The sequence below is a fragment of the Kitasatospora fiedleri genome, assembly GCF_948472415.1.
Lineage (GTDB): Bacteria > Actinomycetota > Actinomycetes > Streptomycetales > Streptomycetaceae > Kitasatospora > Kitasatospora fiedleri.
In genome coordinates, this window is sequence record NZ_OX419519.1 from 5,288,951 (window position 1) to 5,306,357 (window position 17,407).

Below are 17,407 nucleotides of genomic sequence, written 5' to 3' on the forward strand. Positions count from 1 at the left end.
GGCTGTCGGAACTCCTTCGAGGCTCCCAGGCCGGCCCAGGCCTGTCCCCCATGTTCGTAGGAACACTCACCTTCGACCTGCTCCTCGGCGACGTGCACTCGCTCAAGGAGAAGCGGTCGATCGTGCGGCCCATCGTGGCCGAACTGCAGCGCAAGTACAGCGTGTGCGCCGCGGAGGTAGGAGACCAGGACCTGCACCGCAGGGCCGAGATCGGCTGTGCGGTGGTGTCCGGCGACGCCGGGTACGTCAGCGAGGTCCTGGACAGCTGTGAGCGGCTCGTCGCCGGCCGCCCCGAGGTGGTGCTGCTCTCCGTGAGGAGGCGCCACCACCACGACGACGACGAATGACCTGCGGGCGTCACCACCGTCACACCCGCACAGGACCGAGAGCGCCCACAAGGCTGGGCGCGGGCGGGTACGTTGGGGAGAGGGCCCCACCGGGTGAGGTCATGACCCGGGGTACGCGCCTACTGCACGAGGAGGCAACGTGACCGACACCGCTAGGGCGCGCAAGCTCGCCGACCGCATCCAGGTGGTCGTGGCGGAGACCCTGCAGCGCCGGATCAAGGACCCCCGCCTGGGGTACGTCACCATCACCGACGCCCGGGTCACCGGGGACCTGCGCGAGGCCACCGTCTTCTACACCGTCTACGGTGACGAGGCCGAGCGGGAGTCCAGCGCGGCCGCGCTGGAGAGCGCCAAGGGCATCCTGCGCTCCGAGGTCGGCAAGCAGACCGGGGTGCGGTTCACCCCGACCCTGACCTTCGTCGCCGACGCCCTGCCCGACAACGCGCGCAACATCGACGACCTGCTGGACAAGGCCCGGCTCTCCGACGCCGCCGTCCGCACCGCCGCCGCCGGAGCCGTGTACGCGGGCGAGGCCGACCCCTACAAGTCGGCCCGCGACGACGACGAGGACGAGTGACCATGGCCGGGAAGCCGGCCGAGTCCGGCACCGCGAGGGCGGTCTCCACCACACAGGTGGAGACCGCCCTCGCGGTGCTTCCGGGCCCTCGCAGCGAGTCGTCGTCCGAATCCGGGGCGGAGACGGCCCCGGCCGCCGCCGACGGCCGGTTCGAGGCGCAGTGGCAGCGGGCCCTGGAACTGATCGCGGACAGCGACGAGATCGACCTGGTCTGCCACATCTGCCCGGACGGCGACGCGCTGGGCTCGGCGCTGGCCGCCGCGCTGGCGCTGCGCGGCCTGGGCAAGCGGGTGCGGGTGTCGTTCGGCGACGACCCGCAGGTCATCCCGGAGTCGCTGTCCTTCCTGCCCGGGCAGGAGCTGATCGTCCCCGCCGCCGCGGTGCCCGCCGCGCCCGCGCTGGTGCTGGCCTTCGACGCCGCCTCCGAGGAGCGGCTCGGCCTGCTGCGCGAGAAGGCGTTCGCGGCGGGCGCGCTGGTGGTGTTCGACCACCACGCCTCCAACCCCGGCTTCGGCACCGTCCGGCTGATCGACCCGGCCGCGGCCGCCACCGCCGTCCTGGTGGACGAGCTGCTGCGGCGGCTGCGGGTGCCGCTCGACCAGGCCATCGCCACCTGCCTGTACACCGGCATCGCCACCGACACCGGCTCGTTCAAGTACCGGGCCACCACGCCCGCCACCCACGAGATGGCCGGGCGGATGCTGGCCACCGGCATCCGGCAGGACCTGATCTCCCGCCAGCTCTGGGACACCACCTCCTTCGGGTACCTCAAGGTGCTCGCCGGGGCGCTGGAGCGGGCCGCGTTCGAGCCCGAGGAGGCCGGCGGGCACGGGCTGGTGTGGACCTGGGTGCCGTACCAGGACCTGGCGCTGTTCGGCGTCACCGTGGAGGAGATCGAGGGCCTGATCGACGTGCTGCGCAAGCCCGCCGAGGCGGACGTCGCGCTGGTGCTCAAGCAGGACCCGGACGGCACGCTGCGCGGCTCCTGCCGCTCCCGGGGCGCGGTCGACGTGGCGGCGGTGTGCGCCCGGCTGGGCGGCGGCGGGCACGTGTACGCGGCCGGGTTCAGCGCGCGGGAGGCCGTGAAGGCCGTCGTGGAACGGTTCCGGGTGGCGCTGGCCGAGGTGGCGGCGGGGCCGGGGCCGGCCGCGGCGCCGTAGCCGGGACGTTCTCGTCCGGGCGTCCCGGCCCGCGGGCGGCGTCGGGGGGCTTCGGCGCGCGCTAGGCTCGTGCGGTTCGGTGCTCGGGCCGGGCGGGCCGCGGGTGCGGTCGCGCCGCAATGCGCGCAGCGATGCGGGCCGGATTTCGAAATGATGATGGAGCGATGAAGCGTAAAGGCACGGGCCCCGACGGGCTGGTGATCGTCGACAAGCCGGAGGGCATCACCTCGCACGGCGTGGTCGCCAAGCTGCGGTGGCTGGCCGGGACCCGCAAGGTCGGGCACGCGGGCACCCTCGACCCGATGGCCACCGGCGTGCTGGTGATCGGCGTGGAGCGGGCCACCCGGCTGCTCGGGCACCTGATGCTCACCGCCAAGACCTACGAGGCGACGGTCCGGCTCGGGCAGACCACGATCACCGACGACCGGGAGGGCGAGGTCACCGCGTCCGTCGCGGCGGACGGCGTCACCCGCGCGGCGGTCGACGCCGAGGTCGCGAAGCTCACCGGCGAGATCATGCAGGTGCCGTCCAAGGTCAGCGCGATCAAGATCGACGGGAAGCGCTCGTACGCCCGGGTCCGCGAGGGCGAGGACTTCGAGCTCGCCGCCCGCCCCACCACGGTGCACGCCTTCACGGTGCACGAGGCGCGCACCGCCGTCGCCGAGGACGGCACGCCGGTGCTCGACCTCGACGTCACGGTCGAGTGCTCCTCCGGGACGTACATCCGGGCGCTGGCCCGGGACCTGGGCGCGGCGCTCGGCGTCGGCGGGCACCTGACCGCGCTGCGGCGCACCAGGGTCGGGCCGTACGCGGTCGAGTCGGCGCGCACCCTGGAGCAGCTGGAGGAGAAGCTGGAGGTGCTGCCGATCGCCGAGGCCGCGGCCGCCGCCTTCCCGCGCTGGGACGTGGACGCCGAGCAGGCCCGGCTGCTCTCCAACGGCGTGCGGCTGGACGCCCCCGGGCTGGGCACGGCCGGGCCGGTCGCGGTCTTCGACCCGGACGGGCGGTTCCTGGCGCTGATCGAGGAGAGCGGCGGCAAGGCCAAGCCGGTGGCGGTGTTCGTCGGCTGAGCGGCACGCTCCGGCAGCGGCCCCGGCGGGATGCGTCCCGCCGGGGCCGCCGCCGTTCTCAGCGCAGCGGCAGGCGCCAGTCGTTGCTGCGCAGGAAGCGCCCCGAGCCCCGCGGGTACTCGAAGGCGCACGGGCCGGCGCAGGTGAAGCCCAGCCGGGCGCAGAGCGCGTTGGACGGCGCGTTGTCGACGGCCGGGAAGGCGTGCAGCACGCCCGGGGCGGCCGGGTCGGCGGCGACCAGCGCGCGCAGCGTGCCGAGCAGCGCGCGGCCGGCCGCGCGCGCGACGCCGCGCCCCTGGAACTCGGGCAGCACGTTCCAGCCGGCCTCGTGCACCTCGGCGCCCTGCCAGTCGCGCCGGTGGCGGGCGATCGAGCCGGCCGGGGCGCCGTCGGCCAGCACGGCGTACACCATGCCGCCCCGGGACGGCAGTTCGAGGTAGCGGCGGTGGCGCAGGAGCAACTGCTCCTCGCTCTCCGCGCCGCCGACGTGGCGGCGCATCAGCGGGGTGTTGACGCGGCGCAGCAGGTCGAGGTCGGAGTCGGACCAGGGGGTCAGGCGGACGTCCATGCCGGGCAGGGTGACTCCCGGGGCGGGCGGGACGCCAGCGGTTTTCCGGTCGCGGGGCCCGAAACGCGATGAGCGGCGCGGGCAAGTACGCGGCGGAGGTCGGCAGTTGGCGGCGGACGGGAGCGGGCCGGGTGGTCCGGGGCGGGGTGCGCGCCGGGCGGGGCGGTGGGGGGCGCGCGGAGTGAAGCGGTGTGGTGAGAGGGGCGTGCGGGGTGCCGTGGGGCTGGTGGGGGGCAGGCTCACCCGCGGTGTGCACGGCGGCCGGACCCCGGCGCCGTGCGGGGCCGGGCGCGGCCCGGCACGGAGGACCGGCGGGAGGACTGGCGGGATGGGCGAGGGTGCGGGCGCCGGCTTCGCGGGGGATCCGGCACGGGCGCTGCTGCGGATCAGGGACCAGCAGGGCCGGCTGTGCGGCCTCGGCTTCGTCGCCGACCGGCACGGCACCGTGGTCACCGCGCACGAGGCGGTGGCCGGCGTGCCCCGGCTGGTGCTGCACACCCCCGGCGGGCAGTCCCGGGTGCTCGGCCCGGAGAGCGTCGACCTGCTGCCCGGCCACGGCCTGGCCCTGCTGCGCACCGCCGCGGTCGGCGGCCTGCCCGGCCCCGCGCTGCCGATCGGCCGCACCGCCGTCACCGGCCCCGTCGCGGTGCCGCACCAGCGCTGGGAGGACGGCGCGCCCGCGCTGGCCCGCGGCGGACCGATCGGCCGGGAGAGCGGCCGCTGCGGCGACGGCGCGCTGGTGCGCACCGTCCCCGGCGTGCTGGTGCTCGACCTCCCGGTCACCCCGCCCGCCGGGTCGCCGGTGCTCGACCCGGAGACCGGCGCGGTGCTCGCCGTGGTCGCCCCCCGGGTGCGCGCCGTCGCCGGGCCCGGCGTGGCGGCCGTCCCGCTGGCGGCCGGCCCCGGCCCCGAGGACTCCCCGCTCGGCCGACTGCTGGCCCGCAACGGCGCCGACGCCCCCGCCTTCGGCCGGGCGCTCAACCTGGGCGGGGCGCTGCGCCTGACCGAGGCCCAGCTGGAGGCCGCCGCCGCCGGGCCCGGCCGGATCGCCGAACTCGCCGCCGACCGGGTCGACCGCCCCGACGGCCTCAGCGGCGAGGAGCCGCAGGACGTCCTCACCGTGCTGCTCGGCGAGAGCGGCAGCGGCCGCAGCACCGAACTGGCGGCACTGGCGGTGCGCCGGGCCGGCGCCGCGCAGCCGCTGCCCACGCTCTGGCTGCGCGGCGCCGACCTGGCCGCCGGGGACCGCACCCTCGGCGACCCGCTGCGCCGCCGACTCGCCCTGGCAGCACGGGAGTTCGGCGTACCGGAGGTCGACCCGGGGGAGCTGGCCGCGCTGTGCGCCGCCGCCGGACGGCCGCTGCTGGTGGTGCTCGACGGCCCCGAGGAGGCGCCGCTCGCCCTCTCCGCGCGCTGGCTGACGGCCGGGCTGGAGTGGCTGCGCGCGCACCGCGCCCGGGCCCTGGTCGCCTGCCGGCCCGACGGCTGGGAACAGCTCGGCCCCTGGCGCTCCACCGCCCGGGCGCTGTGGCTCGGCCCGCTCACCGACGACGCCGCGGCCCGGGCCGGCCGCCGCTACGGCCTGCCCGGGACGTTCCTCGCCCCGGCCGAGCGCGGCCACCCGCTGGCCCTGCGGCTGGCCGGCGAACTGCGCGGCGCGGGCGCGCACGGCCCGGTCGGCAGCCGGGCCGAACTCTTCGACGGCTGGCTCGACCTGGCCTGCCTCGCCGTCGCCCGCCGGGTCGCCCGCACCCCCGGCGGCCCGCGCCGCCACCGGCGCGGCGGCCCGGCCGCACCCGGCGAGGACGCCCGGCAGGTCCGCCGGCTCGCGGCCGTCGCGGCCGGACGGCTGCACGAGGCCGCCCGCCTGATGCTCGGCGCGGGGGACGGGGCGCTGCCCGCCGCGGACTTCGCCCGGCTGTTCCCGGAGGCGGGCGGATGGGCCCGGGCCGTCCGTGAGGAGCGGCTGCTGGTGCCCGCGGGCGCGGGCCACCGGGCGGGCCACGAGGAGTGGGGGAGTGGCTCCAGAGCCTGCACCTGGACCTGGACGCGGCGCTGCGGCTGCTGCTGGAGGAGCCGGACGGGCCGGAGGAGGGGGACGCGGCCGGGGCCGGGGCGGACGGTGCCGACCTCGACGGCGCGGACGCTTTCGGGGGCGGGGGCGGGGGCGCTGTCGGCGGCGGGGGCGGCGCGGGGCAGGCGTCGGGGAGCGGTGGGACGCTTCGCGCGCCCGCCGGCGGGGCCTCCGGCGGCGGCGAGCCGCGGGCCCGGGCGGACGCCGTGCCCACGCCCGCCGCCCCTACCTCAGCCGTCCTCGCGCCCGCCGTTCCCCGGCCCGTCGGCGAGGTCCGGGGCGGCGTGGGCCGGGGCCGGGTCGGGGTGGTGGTGGGGGCGCTGCGGCGGGTGGGGCAGGTGCGGGGCGCGGCGGTGCTGGACGGGTGGCTGCGGCGGGTGCGGGCGGCGCTGGAGCGGGCGGAGCGGGGCGGGGAGGCGGACTGGTGGGCGGCCCGGCTGCTGGCGGCGGGGATCGCGGCGAGCCCGGAGCCGTCCGCGCACCGGGAGTTGCTGGAGCTGCTGGCCGAACGGGCCGGCCGGGACGAGCGGTTCGGCCCCGGGTTCTGGACCGGGCTGCCGCTGCCGGTGGCCGAACGGGTCGCGCTGCTGGGCCGGCTGGCCGGGGACCCGGGCCGGGCGGAGGTGGCCCGGACGGCCGCCGCCGAGCTGCTGACGGCCGATCCACGCGGCGTGCTGCCGCTGCTGTGCGCCTGGTACGGGCGGACCTCCAGGGGCGCCGAACGCACCGAGAACGCCGAACGCACTGAACGCGCCGGGGAGGCCGAACGCGCCGAGCGCACCGAACGCGCCGCAGCGCTGGCCGACGAGCTGCTGTACGAGCACCGGGCGCTGGCGCTGGACGAGTTGACCGAGGCCCTGGTGGCCACCGCGCACCCGCGGGCGGACGCGCTGCTGGGCCGGCTGGCCGAGCGGGAGCCGTCCGCGCTGTGCCGGGCGGTCGACCGCTGGAGCCACGACCCGCGCCCCGAGCGGCACGTCGCGGCGGCCGTGCACGCGCTGCGCACCGCCCCGCACGCGGGCGGCTCGGGCGCGCAGCTGCTGCGGCTGGCGGCCCGGACGCTGCTCGCCCGGGAGGACGAACCCGCCCTGCACGGCGCGGCGTTGGCGCTGCTGGTGCGCGACCCGGCGGGCCGGGCCGAGCACCTGCCGGCCGTGCTGGCCGGGTACCGGGCGGGCGATCCGTTCCTGACCGCGGAGGTGCTGGCCGGGCTGCTGGCGGAGCACCCGGCACCGGTGCTGGCGGCGGTGCGCGAGCGGCTGCGGGCGCCGGGCGCCCGGGCGGGGGAGGGCCTGCGGGTGCTGGCCGGGGCGGCCGACCCGGCGGTGGCGCGCTCCGGCCTGCTGCTGGCCGCCGAGTTGCTGCGGGAGGACCCGGAGCGGGCCGAGGAGGTCGCCCGGCACCTGGACGCGGCCCTGGACGCCGGGTGGGACGGCCGTCCGCTGCTGGACGCGGTGCTGGCGGCCGGTCCGGCGGTGCGGGCCCGGTTCGCGCCGGTGCTGGCGGCGCCCGGCGGCGGACGGGAGGCGCTGCTGGACGCCCTGCTGGCCGTCGAGCGGGACGGGCGGGTGCTGGCGGCGGTGGTGGAGGCGCTGGCGGCCCGGCACGCCGGGCACCCGGAGCGGCGGGTGCGCGAGCTGCTGCTGCTGGTCGCCGAGCGGTGGCCGGGCGCGGATGCCGCCCTGGTGCGCTGTGCGGGCCGCTGGGCGGGTTTCGCGCGGCTGCTGGCGTCCTGGCCCGAGGACGCCCCGCCGCCGCCCCTGGGGCCCCGGCTGGCCCGGCTGCGGGCCCTCGCCGCGTCCGGCCGGGACCCGCAGTACGCCGCCGCCGAGGCCGAGCGGCAGGTCGACCGCCCCGGCGGTCGTCTGACCGGTCACACCAAGGGCCTTCCGGTACCTGGGCAGGGCCGGGCGCATGGCACGCTATAGGGGTTCGGTTTCGGTCTTTCGCGTGCACGGCCCGTGCACCCCGTAGGAACAAGGAGCGGTCAGGTGCAGCGCTGGCACGGCCTGGAGGAGATCCCCGGGGACTGGGGGCGCAGCGTCGTCACCATCGGATCGTTCGACGGGGTCCACCGCGGACACCAGTTGATCATCAACCGGGTGGTGGAGCTGGCCGGCGAGCTGGGCGCGCGGTCGGTCGTGGTCACCTTCGACCCGCACCCCAGCGAGGTGGTCCGCCCCGGCACCCACCCGCCGCTGCTGGCGCCGCAGCCGCGCCGGGCCGAGCTGGTCGAGCAGTTGGGCGTGGACGCCGTCCTGGTGCTGCCGTTCACCGCCGAGTTCTCCCAGGAGTCCCCGGAGTACTTCGTGCGGTCGGTGCTGGTCGAGGCGCTGCACGCGAAGGCGGTCGTCGAGGGCCCCAACTTCCGCTTCGGGCACCGCGCGGCGGGGAACGTCGAGCTGCTGGCCGAGCTCGGCCGGGCCGACGACTTCACCGTCGAGGTGGTCGACCTCCAGGTGCGCGGCGCGGCGGGCGACGGCGAGCCGTTCTCGTCCAGCCTGTGCCGCCGGCTGGTCGCGGCCGGCGACATGACCGGCGTCGCCGAGATCCTCGGCCGCCCGCACCGGGTCGAGGGCGAGGTGGTCCGCGGCGCCCAGCGCGGGCGCGAACTCGGCTACCCCACCGCCAACGTGGACACCGTCCCGCACTCGGCGATCCCCGCCGACGGCGTGTACGCGGGCTGGCTGACCGCCGACGGCGAGACCATGCCCGCCGCGATCTCGGTCGGCACCAACCCGACCTTCGACGGCACCGCCCGCACCGTCGAGGCGTACGCCATCGACCGGGTCGGCCTCGACCTGTACGGGCAGCACGTGGCCGTCGACTTCCTGGCCTGGCTGCGCGGCATGGAGAAGTTCGACTCCGTCGACGCCCTGCTGGAGCGGATGGCCGAGGACGTCAAGCGGGCCCGCGAGCTCACCGAGCGCCCCTGAGCGGACGTCAGGAGCCCCCGCGGACGGGTCGTCCGCGGGGGCTCCGGCGCGTGCGGGCCCGGCCCGGGTGGCCCGGGTGGCGGGCGCGGGCTCAGCCCTGGTGGGGCGGCGGGTAGCCGTACCCGTGCGGCGGCGGGTAGCCGTAGCCGGGCTGCGGGGGCTGCTGCTGCGGCTGGCCCTGCGGCGGGTAGCCCCCCTGCTGCGGGTAGGGCTGGCCGGGCGGCTGCTGCCACGGCTGGCCCTGCTGCGGGTAGCCCCCCTGCTGCGGGTACGGCTGGGGGTAGGGCTGCTGCTGCGGGTAGCCGCCCTGCGGCGGGTACTGCTGCTGCCCCTGCCAGCCCGCCTGCTGCTGGGAGCGGGCGATGTCCTCGCCGACCAGCGCCGCCAGCTCGAAGTAGGCGTCCCGGACCTTGGGCCGCATCATCTGCAGGTTGACCTCGGCGCCGGCCGCCAGGCTCTCGTCGAACGGCACCACCACGACGCCGCGGCAACGGGTCTGGAAGTGCGCCACGATGTCCTCGACCTTGATCATCTTGCTGGTCTCGCGGACCCCGGAGACCACTGTGATCGAGCGCTGCACCAGGTCCGCGTAGCCGTGCGCGGACAGCCAGTCCAGCGTGGTCGAGGCGCTGGAGGCGCCGTCCACGCTGGGCGTGGCCACCACGATCAGCTGGTCCGCCAGGTCCAGCACGCCGCGCATCGCCGAGTACAGCAGGCCGGTGCCGGAGTCGGTCAGGATGATCGGGTAGTGCTGCCCGAGCACCTGGATCACCTGGCGGTAGTCCGAGTCGTCGAAGGTGGTGGAGACCGCCGGGTCCACGTCGTTGGCGACGATCTCCAGGCCCGAGTTCGGGTCCTGCGAGGTGTACTGGCGGATGTCCATGTAGCTGCGGATGTTCGGGATCGCCGTCACCAGGTCGCGGATGGTCGCCCCGGTCTGCCGCTTGATGCGGCGGCCCAGGGTGCCCGCGTCCGGGTTGGCGTCGATCGCGATGACCTTGTCCTGCCGCTCGCTGGCCAGGGTCGCGCCCAGCGAGGTGGTGGTCGTGGTCTTGCCGACACCGCCCTTGAGGCTGATCACCGCGATCCGGTAGCAGGTCATCACCGGGTGCCGGATCAGCTCCAGCTTCTGCTGCTTGCCGGCCTGCGCCGACTTGCCGCCGAACTGGAACCGGGACTGCTTCTGCACCTTCGGCTGGCCGCGCAGCAGCCGGTCCGAGGACAGCTCCACCGCCGCCGTGTACCCGAGCGCCGCACCGTGCGCCGCGGCCTGCCCGCCCCCCTGCTGGAACTGCGCCGGAGCCGGCGGCGCGACCCCCGGACCCTGCTGCGGGTACGGCTGCGGCCCGCCCTGCCCCGCCTGCGGCCAGCCACCCGCCCGCGGGTCGACCGGCGGCTGCTGCTGCCACGGCTGGCCCTGCTGCGGGTACGGCTGCTGCTGCGCCTGCGGCGGCTGCGGCTGGGGCCACGGCTGGCCCTGCTGGGGGTAGGGCTGCGGCGGCTGCTGCACCTGCGGCGGGTACGGCTGCTGCTGCTGGACGGGCGGCTGCTGGACGGGCTGCGGCTGCGGCGCCGGCTGCTGCACCGGCGGCTGCGGCTGCTCCGGCTGCTCCGGCTGCGCCGCCGCCGGCGGGGCCGCGTCCGGCACCGGGGCCGGCGCGGCCTGGCCGTGCGGACCGGCCTCCGGCTGCGCCGCGACCTGCACCTGCGGGTCCGGCTGGGGAGCCGGCTGGGCGGCCTGCTGCTGCACCGGCGGCTGCGGCTGCTCCGGTTGCACCGCCGCCGGCGGCTGCGCGGCCTGCTGCTGGACGGGCGGCTGCGGCTGCTCCGGCTGCGGCTGCACCGGTGCCGGGCCGGTCACCTGCGGCGGCGGCTCCTGCTGCTGCACCGGTGGCGGCTGGACCAGCGGGGGCTGGGCCGCCGGCGGCACCTGCTGCTGGACGGGCGGCTGCTGGACGGGCTGCGGCTGCGGCGCCGCGGTCGGAGCACCCGGCGCGGCGCTCTGGGTGTACCAGGACGGAGCGGTGTAGTCCGGGGCGTCGGACCAGTCATCGTCGTCCTCGGCCGCGTTGTCGCCGACGTAGACGCCGTCCCGATCGCTGCTCACTGGGGCTCCCTCGTTCTCGCCGAAGCTGCTTCGGCGGTTGCCGTCGGGCAACAAGACTAGGCCGTGCACAGGGCCGCTTTGAAGGCGGTGCCCGACCTGACGGCGGATTCGTCCGGCCCGGCCGGCCGGCCCGCCCCGGGCCGCGGGAGCCGCCCCGGAGCGCGCCGGCCGGGCCGGTGGGCGGTCAGTCCATCCGGCGGGGACCGCCCAGCACCTGGGTCTCGGCCTCGCCCTGGTTGGTCATCACGTACTGGCGCCGCATCCGGGTCGCCCACAGCGTCACGTTGTCCGGCAGCGTCGGCAGCGCGCTGACGTCACCGGGGGCCAGCGACAGCAGCCGGCCCAGCAGATCGGCCTCCTGCGGCGAGACCCGCTGCAGGCCGACCAGGTCGGCGGCGTTCAGCACCCGGCTCGCGTTCGGGCCCAGGTACGGCAGCACGGTCAGCGTGGTCTGCCAGGGCGTCGCCGACAGCCGGCTGCGGTTGGGCCGCGCGCCCAGGTCGCGGACCACCAGAACGGGGGACGCCACCGACGCGCCCTGCGCGCCCAGCCGGCCCACCTGGTGGATCGTCACGCACGGCTGCCCGCCGCCCGCCGCCTGCGCCATCGGCGCCCACGCCTGCGGACGGCCGGTCTCCACCGCGATCCGGGCCCCGGTCGCGGCCGCGCGCAGCGCGATCAGCTGCGCCGTCCACATGCCGCCGACCAGCACCACGTCGAACGCGGACGGGCGGAACAGCCCGATCACCGCGGGCTGCTGCTGGTGGTCCAGGCCGATCACCACGCCGTCGTCACCGACCGGGAAGGCCACCGCCGCCAGGTCCTCGACCGTCAGCACGTGCTTCTCCCGGCGCGGGCCGCGCAGGCCGTAACCGGGGCGCACCCGCACCGGCCGCTGCTCGACCGGCTGCGGGGCCTGGCCGGAGTAGGTCTGGTAGGCCATCAGGACGTCCCTCCCAGGGGCAGCGTAGCGAGCAGGCCGGGGGCGTGCTCCAGGTCGAGGCGGGTCAGCGAGGCGCCGTTGTGCTGCGCCCGGGACTCCGCCTGGCGGCCCATCTGGTCGAGCCTGGCCTCGTTGTGCTCGGTCAGCCGCAGGTGGCCGCTGAGCGCCACCGCACCGCCCATCGCGCGGGTCGCGGTGACCGAGAAGGTCGAGGCGAACGCGGGGGTGCTGGTCAGCTGGTTGATCAGGTCGGGGGCGGTCACCCGGCCGCCGCCGATGCCCGGGCGGGACAGCACCGGCCACTTGGAGATCCAGTACGTGGCGTGCCAGCGGTCGTCGATCCGGCAGTACTTCGACGACTCCTGGGCCCGGCGCACGCCGACCCCGCCGCCGCCGGAGCCCTGCCGGCCCGCCACCGCCACCGGGTTGGCGCACACCGAGATGGCCAGCGCGGCGATCAGCTCCCGCTCGTCCAGCACGGTCGCGATGAACCCGGCGCTGTTCAGCCGCCCGGCCAGCTGGTCGGTGACGCGCTGCAGCGTCTTGCGGGCGCCCTCCTCGCCGCCGCCGCGGGCCAGCACGGCGGTGGCCGCGCGCTCCGGGTCGAGCTTGAGCGCGACCCAGGTCAGGCGCAGCGCCGGGGTGCTGACCCCGCCGGGGGTCTGCTGGTAGGCGCGGGCGGCCAGCGAGTGCTCGGGCAGGTGCGGCGCGGGGGCGGGCTGGGTGTGCTGGACCAACTGCACCGACTCCAGGCCGATGTCGTCGACCTGGAGGATCGAGCAGATCAGGTCCAGCGGCACCGAGGAGGTGGCCCGGCCCGGGCGCAGCGGCTGGTCCTTGGACTGGACGAGCAGCACCGAGGTGAAGAACGTGCCGTCGCCGACCATGCCGGTCTCGCGGCGCAGCGGACGGCCGTCGCCGAGGTCGGTCTCGATCGCGTGGGTGCAGGTCTTGAGCGCCGGGTCGAGCTCCATCACCGGGGCGATCGCCGGGTCGGTGCCGGGCGGCGGGACGTTGTACTTCGCCTCCTTGCGGCGGGCGTTGTACGCCGAGCGGACGCTCACCGCCTCGCCGGTGGTCCGGCCGCGCAGCCGCAGCAGGGCGATCGCGACCAGGACCAGCGCGGGCACCGCGAAGACCCCGGCCATCATCGTGTTGATCGACCAGCCGACCGCCACCAGGGCGGCGGCGACCTCCAGTTGGACGATCTGCTTGAGTTCCAGCCGGCGGCCCAGCAGCCCGGGCCTGGGCAGCAGCCGCAGGCCCACCGGGCCGACCGCGGCCGGGGCGGGCGGTGCGTTGCGGGCCCGGCGTCCGCCCGGGGCGTCCGGCCGCCGGTCCTGCGGAGTGGAGCGTCGTCGTGCTGGAGCGGACTGGCTTGGCATCCCCCGAATTGCCCTCTCTGCTTCAGATGTCCCGTCAGATCCCCCTGCGGGCCCGGACGAGTCTCGGGCGGGGGCCGGGTCGGCGGCCCGGATGGCGGACCGTCGGAGCCTACCCGTTACCGTACTCACCGTCTGCTGCCGCATCGTAGAGGAGTGGCCCCGGGGGCCGCCCGCCGGGTGGCAGACTCACGGACAGCACAAGCGCGTTGACACCCGCGCGGCGGGTCACACAGGGGAGACGGGGACGAGCATGGCATCACGCCGGGACGAGCTGAACGCCTACACCTTCGCCCGGAAGCGGATGGTGGGGGCCTTCCTGCAGCCGGGCGGTGGCGGCAACGACGAGGACGCGCCGCGCCCGCTCCGGGCGGTGCTGCCGAGCTTCGTGGTCGCCGCGGTGGTCGTCGCCGGCTTCGGCATGTGGGGCGTGCTCAAGCCCGCCGCGCCGCCGAACTGGGACAACGGGAAGTACATCCTCCAGGGCAAGTCCTCCACCACCCGCTACGTGATCCTGAACGACGGGAAGAACAAGGAACCCACCCTGCACCAGGTGCTGAACATGTCCTCGGCCCGCCTGGTGCTGCCCGCGGGCGCCACCGTGCTGTCCGTCGCCGACGACGTGCTGGACAAGTACCCGAGGCGCGGCGCCACCATCGGCATCCCCTACGCGCCCGACAAGCTGCCCAACAAGGACGACGCGGGCAGGCAGAAGCTCTGGTCGGTCTGCGACACCCAGGGCAAGGACAAGACCCAGTCGAGCATCGGCCAGTCGGTCTTCGTCGCCGCCGGCGACGAGGAGAAGAAGCTCAAGAACCCGGCCCTGGTGCTCAACGAGGAGCAGGTGCTGTTCGTCCAGGAGCCGCCGGTGGACGCCAAGACCGACGGCTCGCTCTACCTGGTGGACTCCAACGGGCTGAAGCACGCGATCGGCACGTACAACCAGACGTCGGAACAGGTCAAGTCCCTGAAGCTGGCCCTCTTCGGCCAGATCCCCCTGCCGCAGCAGGTCACCCAGGCCTGGCTGGACACCCTGGGCAACGGCTCCCCGGTGCAGTTCCCGGTCATCCCCGGGATGGGCGACAAGGGCGCGGCCGGCTCCTCCCGCCTCGACATGTCCGACCCGAAGCAGAAGCGGATCGGCCACCTGCTGTCCTTCCAGGACGCCTTCTACGTGGTCGGCGCCGATCAGCTCTACCAGATCACCCCGTTCCAGTACCAGCTGATGCGGAACGACCCCGCCGTGGCGATGGCGTACGGCGGGACCGAAGAGGTCAAGGCCGAGCCGATCAACGCGAGCGACATCAACAAGCTCCAGCCCATGATCGACAGCCACCTGATGACCGAGCGCCCGGACATGCCCACCCACCAGGTGAAGGCCGTCAACGCCGGGGAGAAGCCGCGCACGGTGGTCTGCTCGACCTACGCCGGGGCCGAGGCGGACGGCCGGATCAAGCGCACGGTCTGGGCCGACGTCGAGTACCCGGCGACCGTCACCGCGAACTCGCTCAGCGCCCACGTGACGGCCGGACACGGCCTGCTGTACCGCGCGGTGGACGGCGACACGCTCGACACGAGCGGCCAGGCCAGCTCCGGCAGCTACTTCCTGATCACCGACGCGGGCCTGCGCTACTCGCTGCCCGCCAGCACCGCCGCCCCCGCGGCCGACGGCTCCTCCGCCGCGCCGGCCGCCCCGGCCGCCAAGTCGGACACCAACGAGGCCCAGGCCCGGCTCGACTACAAGGACGTCGTGCCGCCCCAGGTCCCGGCCGCCTGGTCCAAGCTCGTCCCGGCCGGTCCGGTGCTCGACACCATGGCCGCAGTTCAGCCGCAGAACGCCTGACGGGACGTCAACGCGGGTAGCGCGATCCAGTGTCATGGTCTGGTAACTACCCGCTACCCGGTGTTGGGTGTAGGGCAGTTGGCCGTTACAGTGCTTCAGAGCACCACACAAGTGGTGCCCGTACGGGCGTTCGCCACAGGGGCGTCCGGACGTAGTCTGTCTCATGGGGGACGGTGGATCATGGCAGGTCAGTTCACGACGACCGCGGAGGAAATGACCGCCTTCGCGAACCGCATCGGTGAGGTCAACCAGCAGGTCCAGGGTGAGATCGGTCGCCTCAACAACCTGGTCTCCGAGATCGCCTCGGGCTGGAAGGGCGCGGCCGCGTCCGCCTACCAGCAGATGCAGTCGCAGTTCAACGAGGACGCCAACGCGCTCAACCGGATCCTCGACGAGATCCGTCAGGCCATCGAGGCGACCACCAAGGCCTACTCGATGACCGAAGAGGAGCAGCGCGCTGCGGTCGGTGGCATCGGCTGACGCCGGTAGCTCAGTAACCACCACCACACTGCGTCTCCGCGGAGGCGCGCCGTGAATCCATCGAAGGGGAGAGATCAATGTCCGGCATTCTCGTCAATTTCCAGACCATCCAGAACGCCAGCTCCGAGGTCCGGCAGACCGCTTCGCGCATCCAGAACCAGCTGGACGACCTGAAGTCCGGCGTCCAGCGCATCGCCTCCAGCTGGGAGGGCGCCGCCCAGCAGGGCTACCAGGCCCGCCAGGCCGAGTGGGACGCCAAGGCCGCCGACCTGCAGGAGGTCCTCGGTCGGATCGCCGCCGCGCTGGACAACGCCGCGCAGAGCTACCAGCAGACCGAGAACGCGAACGCGGGCATCTGGGGCTGACCGTCTGCCGACGGCACGGGGGAACCGGCACGGCGAGTGCTTGACACGGGCGGGCGTCCTCAGGGGCGCCCGCCCTTCGTGTGCCGCACGGGGCGGGGCACGACCGGAACGGGTGGAACGCAGTGAGGGGTGGAGCAGAGGTGTCGTCAGGATCGTTGCGCCGAACGGGTGCGGTGCTGCTGGTGCTGGGCGCGATCGGCCCGATGGCGATCGGCCCCGCCTGGGCCGGACCGGCTCCGGCGGGCGGTGACACCCGCGGACAGCTGCGGCCCGCCGGGTCCGGCGACTGCGACTTCCCGATCAACGACGACGTCGCGGCCAAGCCGTGGTCGCTGCAGCGGGTGTTCCTCGACGAGCTGTGGGGCACGGACAAGGCGCGGGCGAGCGCGTCGCCGTCCGGCCAGGGCGTCTTCCCGAACCAGACCGGCAACGGCATCAAGGTCGCCGTCATCGACACCGGGGTGGACGACAAGAACCCGCAGCTGAAGGGCAAGGTCGACGCGGGGCCCGACCTGCTCACCGACACGCTGCGGAAGAAGGGCAAGCAGCTCCCCGCCACCAACTCCAGCACCGAGGACAACGTCGGCCACGGCACCAAGGTGGCCGGCATCATCGCGGCCGCCCCGGTGCCGGGCATCGGCTTCGTCGGCCTGGCCAAGGACGCCCGGATCTACGCGATCCGGCAGAACGACGCCGAGGGCAACGGCGACGTCTCCAGCCTGATCGAGGCGGTCGACAAGGCGATCGAGGCGAAGGTCGACGTCATCAACATCTCGCAGGACGTCCGGGTCCAGATCGACCCGAACAAGTCCGAGAACCAGGACCGGTTCGACAACGACCAGGCGCTCAAGGCCGCCATGGAGCGGGCCGACAAGGCCGGCATCGTGGTGGTCGCCTCCTCGGGCAACGACGGCGTCGAGGGCCCGACCTTCCCGGCCGCCTACCCGACGGTGCTGTCCGTGGGCGCCTCCGACCGGAACAACGAGCGGGCCCCGTTCTCCCAGTACGGCGACTTCGTCAAGGTGGCCGCGCCCGGCGTCGACATGCTCTCCACGGTGCCCGGCCACGGCCAGTGCACCGACAACGGCACCAGCTTCTCCGCCCCGTACGTCTCCGGTCTGGCCGCCGTCCTCAAGAGCCTGCACCACGACTGGAACCCGATGCAGATCCGCACCGTGATCGAGCAGACCGCGCAGCGCACCGAGCGGGGCCCCAACAAGTACATCGGCTGGGGCGTGGTCGACCCGGTGAAGGCCGTCGAGTACGCCAAGGTGCCCGGCCCGAGCGCGTCGCCCAGCATGGACCCGAAGGTCAAGCTCGACAACGTCGCGCTGCAGCCGCAGCCGCTCGGGCTGGAGGAGACCCAGGCCGACCGGGACCGCCGCACCGGCACCTTCGTGCTCGGCATCGGCGCCCTGGTGGTGGCGGGCCTGGCCGGCGGCGCGATCGTCACCCGGGACCTCAACCGGCGCCGCGGGCGGCACGGCTGATCCGCCGGAGCCGTTCCGCTTGAGCCGGTTCGCCGGAGCCGTTCCGCCGGAGCGCGGGAGGCGGG

At 75.4% G+C, this 17,407-nt stretch carries 14 protein-coding genes; 10 read left to right on the forward strand and 4 right to left on the reverse strand.

Features of this window, described 5'->3' with window-relative positions; translation table 11 throughout:
* Positions 1 to 50 precede the first annotated feature (50 nt).
* The 4 genes from QMQ26_RS24315 to truB all read left to right on the forward strand — a co-directional run bounded on the left by QMQ26_RS24315 (position 51) and on the right by truB (position 3,154).
* Positions 51 to 347: a DUF503 domain-containing protein gene (locus QMQ26_RS24315; RefSeq protein WP_282202674.1), complete on the forward strand. Its 297-nt coding sequence runs from the start codon at positions 51 to 53 to the stop codon at positions 345 to 347.
* A gap of 139 nt (positions 348 to 486) precedes the next feature.
* Positions 487 to 924: a 30S ribosome-binding factor RbfA gene (gene rbfA / locus QMQ26_RS24320; protein WP_100840455.1), complete on the forward strand. Its 438-nt coding sequence runs from the start codon at positions 487 to 489 to the stop codon at positions 922 to 924.
* Positions 925 to 926: 2 nt separating this feature from the next.
* Positions 927 to 2,084: a DHH family phosphoesterase gene (locus QMQ26_RS24325; protein ID WP_282202675.1), complete on the forward strand. Its 1,158-nt coding sequence runs from the start codon at positions 927 to 929 to the stop codon at positions 2,082 to 2,084.
* Between the two features lie 164 nt (positions 2,085 to 2,248).
* The gene (truB, locus tag QMQ26_RS24330; RefSeq protein WP_282202676.1) at positions 2,249 to 3,154 is read left to right on the forward strand and encodes a tRNA pseudouridine(55) synthase TruB; all 906 of its coding nucleotides are present in this window, start codon (positions 2,249 to 2,251) and stop codon (positions 3,152 to 3,154) included.
* Between the two features lie 58 nt (positions 3,155 to 3,212).
* On the opposite strand, the gene QMQ26_RS24335 is transcribed toward truB, so the two are convergent.
* Positions 3,213 to 3,722, reverse strand: a complete 510-nt coding sequence (locus QMQ26_RS24335) for a GNAT family N-acetyltransferase (RefSeq protein ID WP_282202677.1) — start codon at positions 3,720 to 3,722, stop codon at positions 3,213 to 3,215.
* A gap of 328 nt (positions 3,723 to 4,050) precedes the next feature.
* Between QMQ26_RS24335 and QMQ26_RS24340 the strand changes: the two genes are divergently transcribed.
* On the forward strand, positions 4,051 to 6,450 hold the full coding sequence (locus QMQ26_RS24340; protein WP_282202678.1) for a serine protease family protein: 2,400 nt from the start codon (positions 4,051 to 4,053) through the stop codon (positions 6,448 to 6,450).
* Between the two features lie 1,337 nt (positions 6,451 to 7,787).
* Entirely contained in the window at positions 7,788 to 8,732 is a 945-nt protein-coding gene (locus QMQ26_RS24345) for a bifunctional riboflavin kinase/FAD synthetase (protein WP_100840450.1), read from the forward strand.
* A gap of 91 nt (positions 8,733 to 8,823) precedes the next feature.
* Here QMQ26_RS24345 and QMQ26_RS24350 read toward each other — a convergent pair whose 3' ends face one another.
* The 3 genes from QMQ26_RS24350 to eccE all read right to left on the reverse strand — a co-directional run bounded on the left by QMQ26_RS24350 (position 8,824) and on the right by eccE (position 13,167).
* On the reverse strand, positions 8,824 to 10,839 hold the full coding sequence (locus QMQ26_RS24350; protein WP_282202679.1) for a MinD/ParA family ATP-binding protein: 2,016 nt from the start codon (positions 10,837 to 10,839) through the stop codon (positions 8,824 to 8,826).
* A 184-nt stretch (positions 10,840 to 11,023) separates the two neighbouring features.
* The gene (locus QMQ26_RS24355) at positions 11,024 to 11,782 is read right to left on the reverse strand and encodes a hypothetical protein (RefSeq protein ID WP_100840448.1); all 759 of its coding nucleotides are present in this window, start codon (positions 11,780 to 11,782) and stop codon (positions 11,024 to 11,026) included.
* Positions 11,782 to 13,167, reverse strand: a complete 1,386-nt coding sequence (gene eccE / locus QMQ26_RS24360; protein WP_100840447.1) for a type VII secretion protein EccE — start codon at positions 13,165 to 13,167, stop codon at positions 11,782 to 11,784. Before eccE ends, QMQ26_RS24355 begins: the two co-directional genes overlap by 1 nt.
* Before the next feature lie 250 nt (positions 13,168 to 13,417).
* Here eccE and eccB point away from each other — a divergent pair, with 250 nt between their 5' ends.
* From eccB to mycP, 4 genes are all read left to right on the forward strand, one after another.
* Positions 13,418 to 15,007, forward strand: coding sequence for a type VII secretion protein EccB (gene eccB, locus QMQ26_RS24365; RefSeq protein ID WP_159073346.1), 1,590 nt, complete (start codon positions 13,418 to 13,420; stop codon positions 15,005 to 15,007).
* Between the two features lie 180 nt (positions 15,008 to 15,187).
* Entirely contained in the window at positions 15,188 to 15,487 is a 300-nt protein-coding gene (locus QMQ26_RS24370) for a WXG100 family type VII secretion target (protein WP_030462703.1), read from the forward strand.
* A gap of 77 nt (positions 15,488 to 15,564) precedes the next feature.
* On the forward strand, positions 15,565 to 15,852 hold the full coding sequence (locus tag QMQ26_RS24375) for a WXG100 family type VII secretion target (RefSeq protein WP_100840445.1): 288 nt from the start codon (positions 15,565 to 15,567) through the stop codon (positions 15,850 to 15,852).
* A 155-nt stretch (positions 15,853 to 16,007) separates the two neighbouring features.
* Positions 16,008 to 17,342, forward strand: a complete 1,335-nt coding sequence (mycP, locus tag QMQ26_RS24380; protein WP_282202680.1) for a type VII secretion-associated serine protease mycosin — start codon at positions 16,008 to 16,010, stop codon at positions 17,340 to 17,342.
* The last annotated feature ends 65 nt before the right edge of the window (positions 17,343 to 17,407 follow it).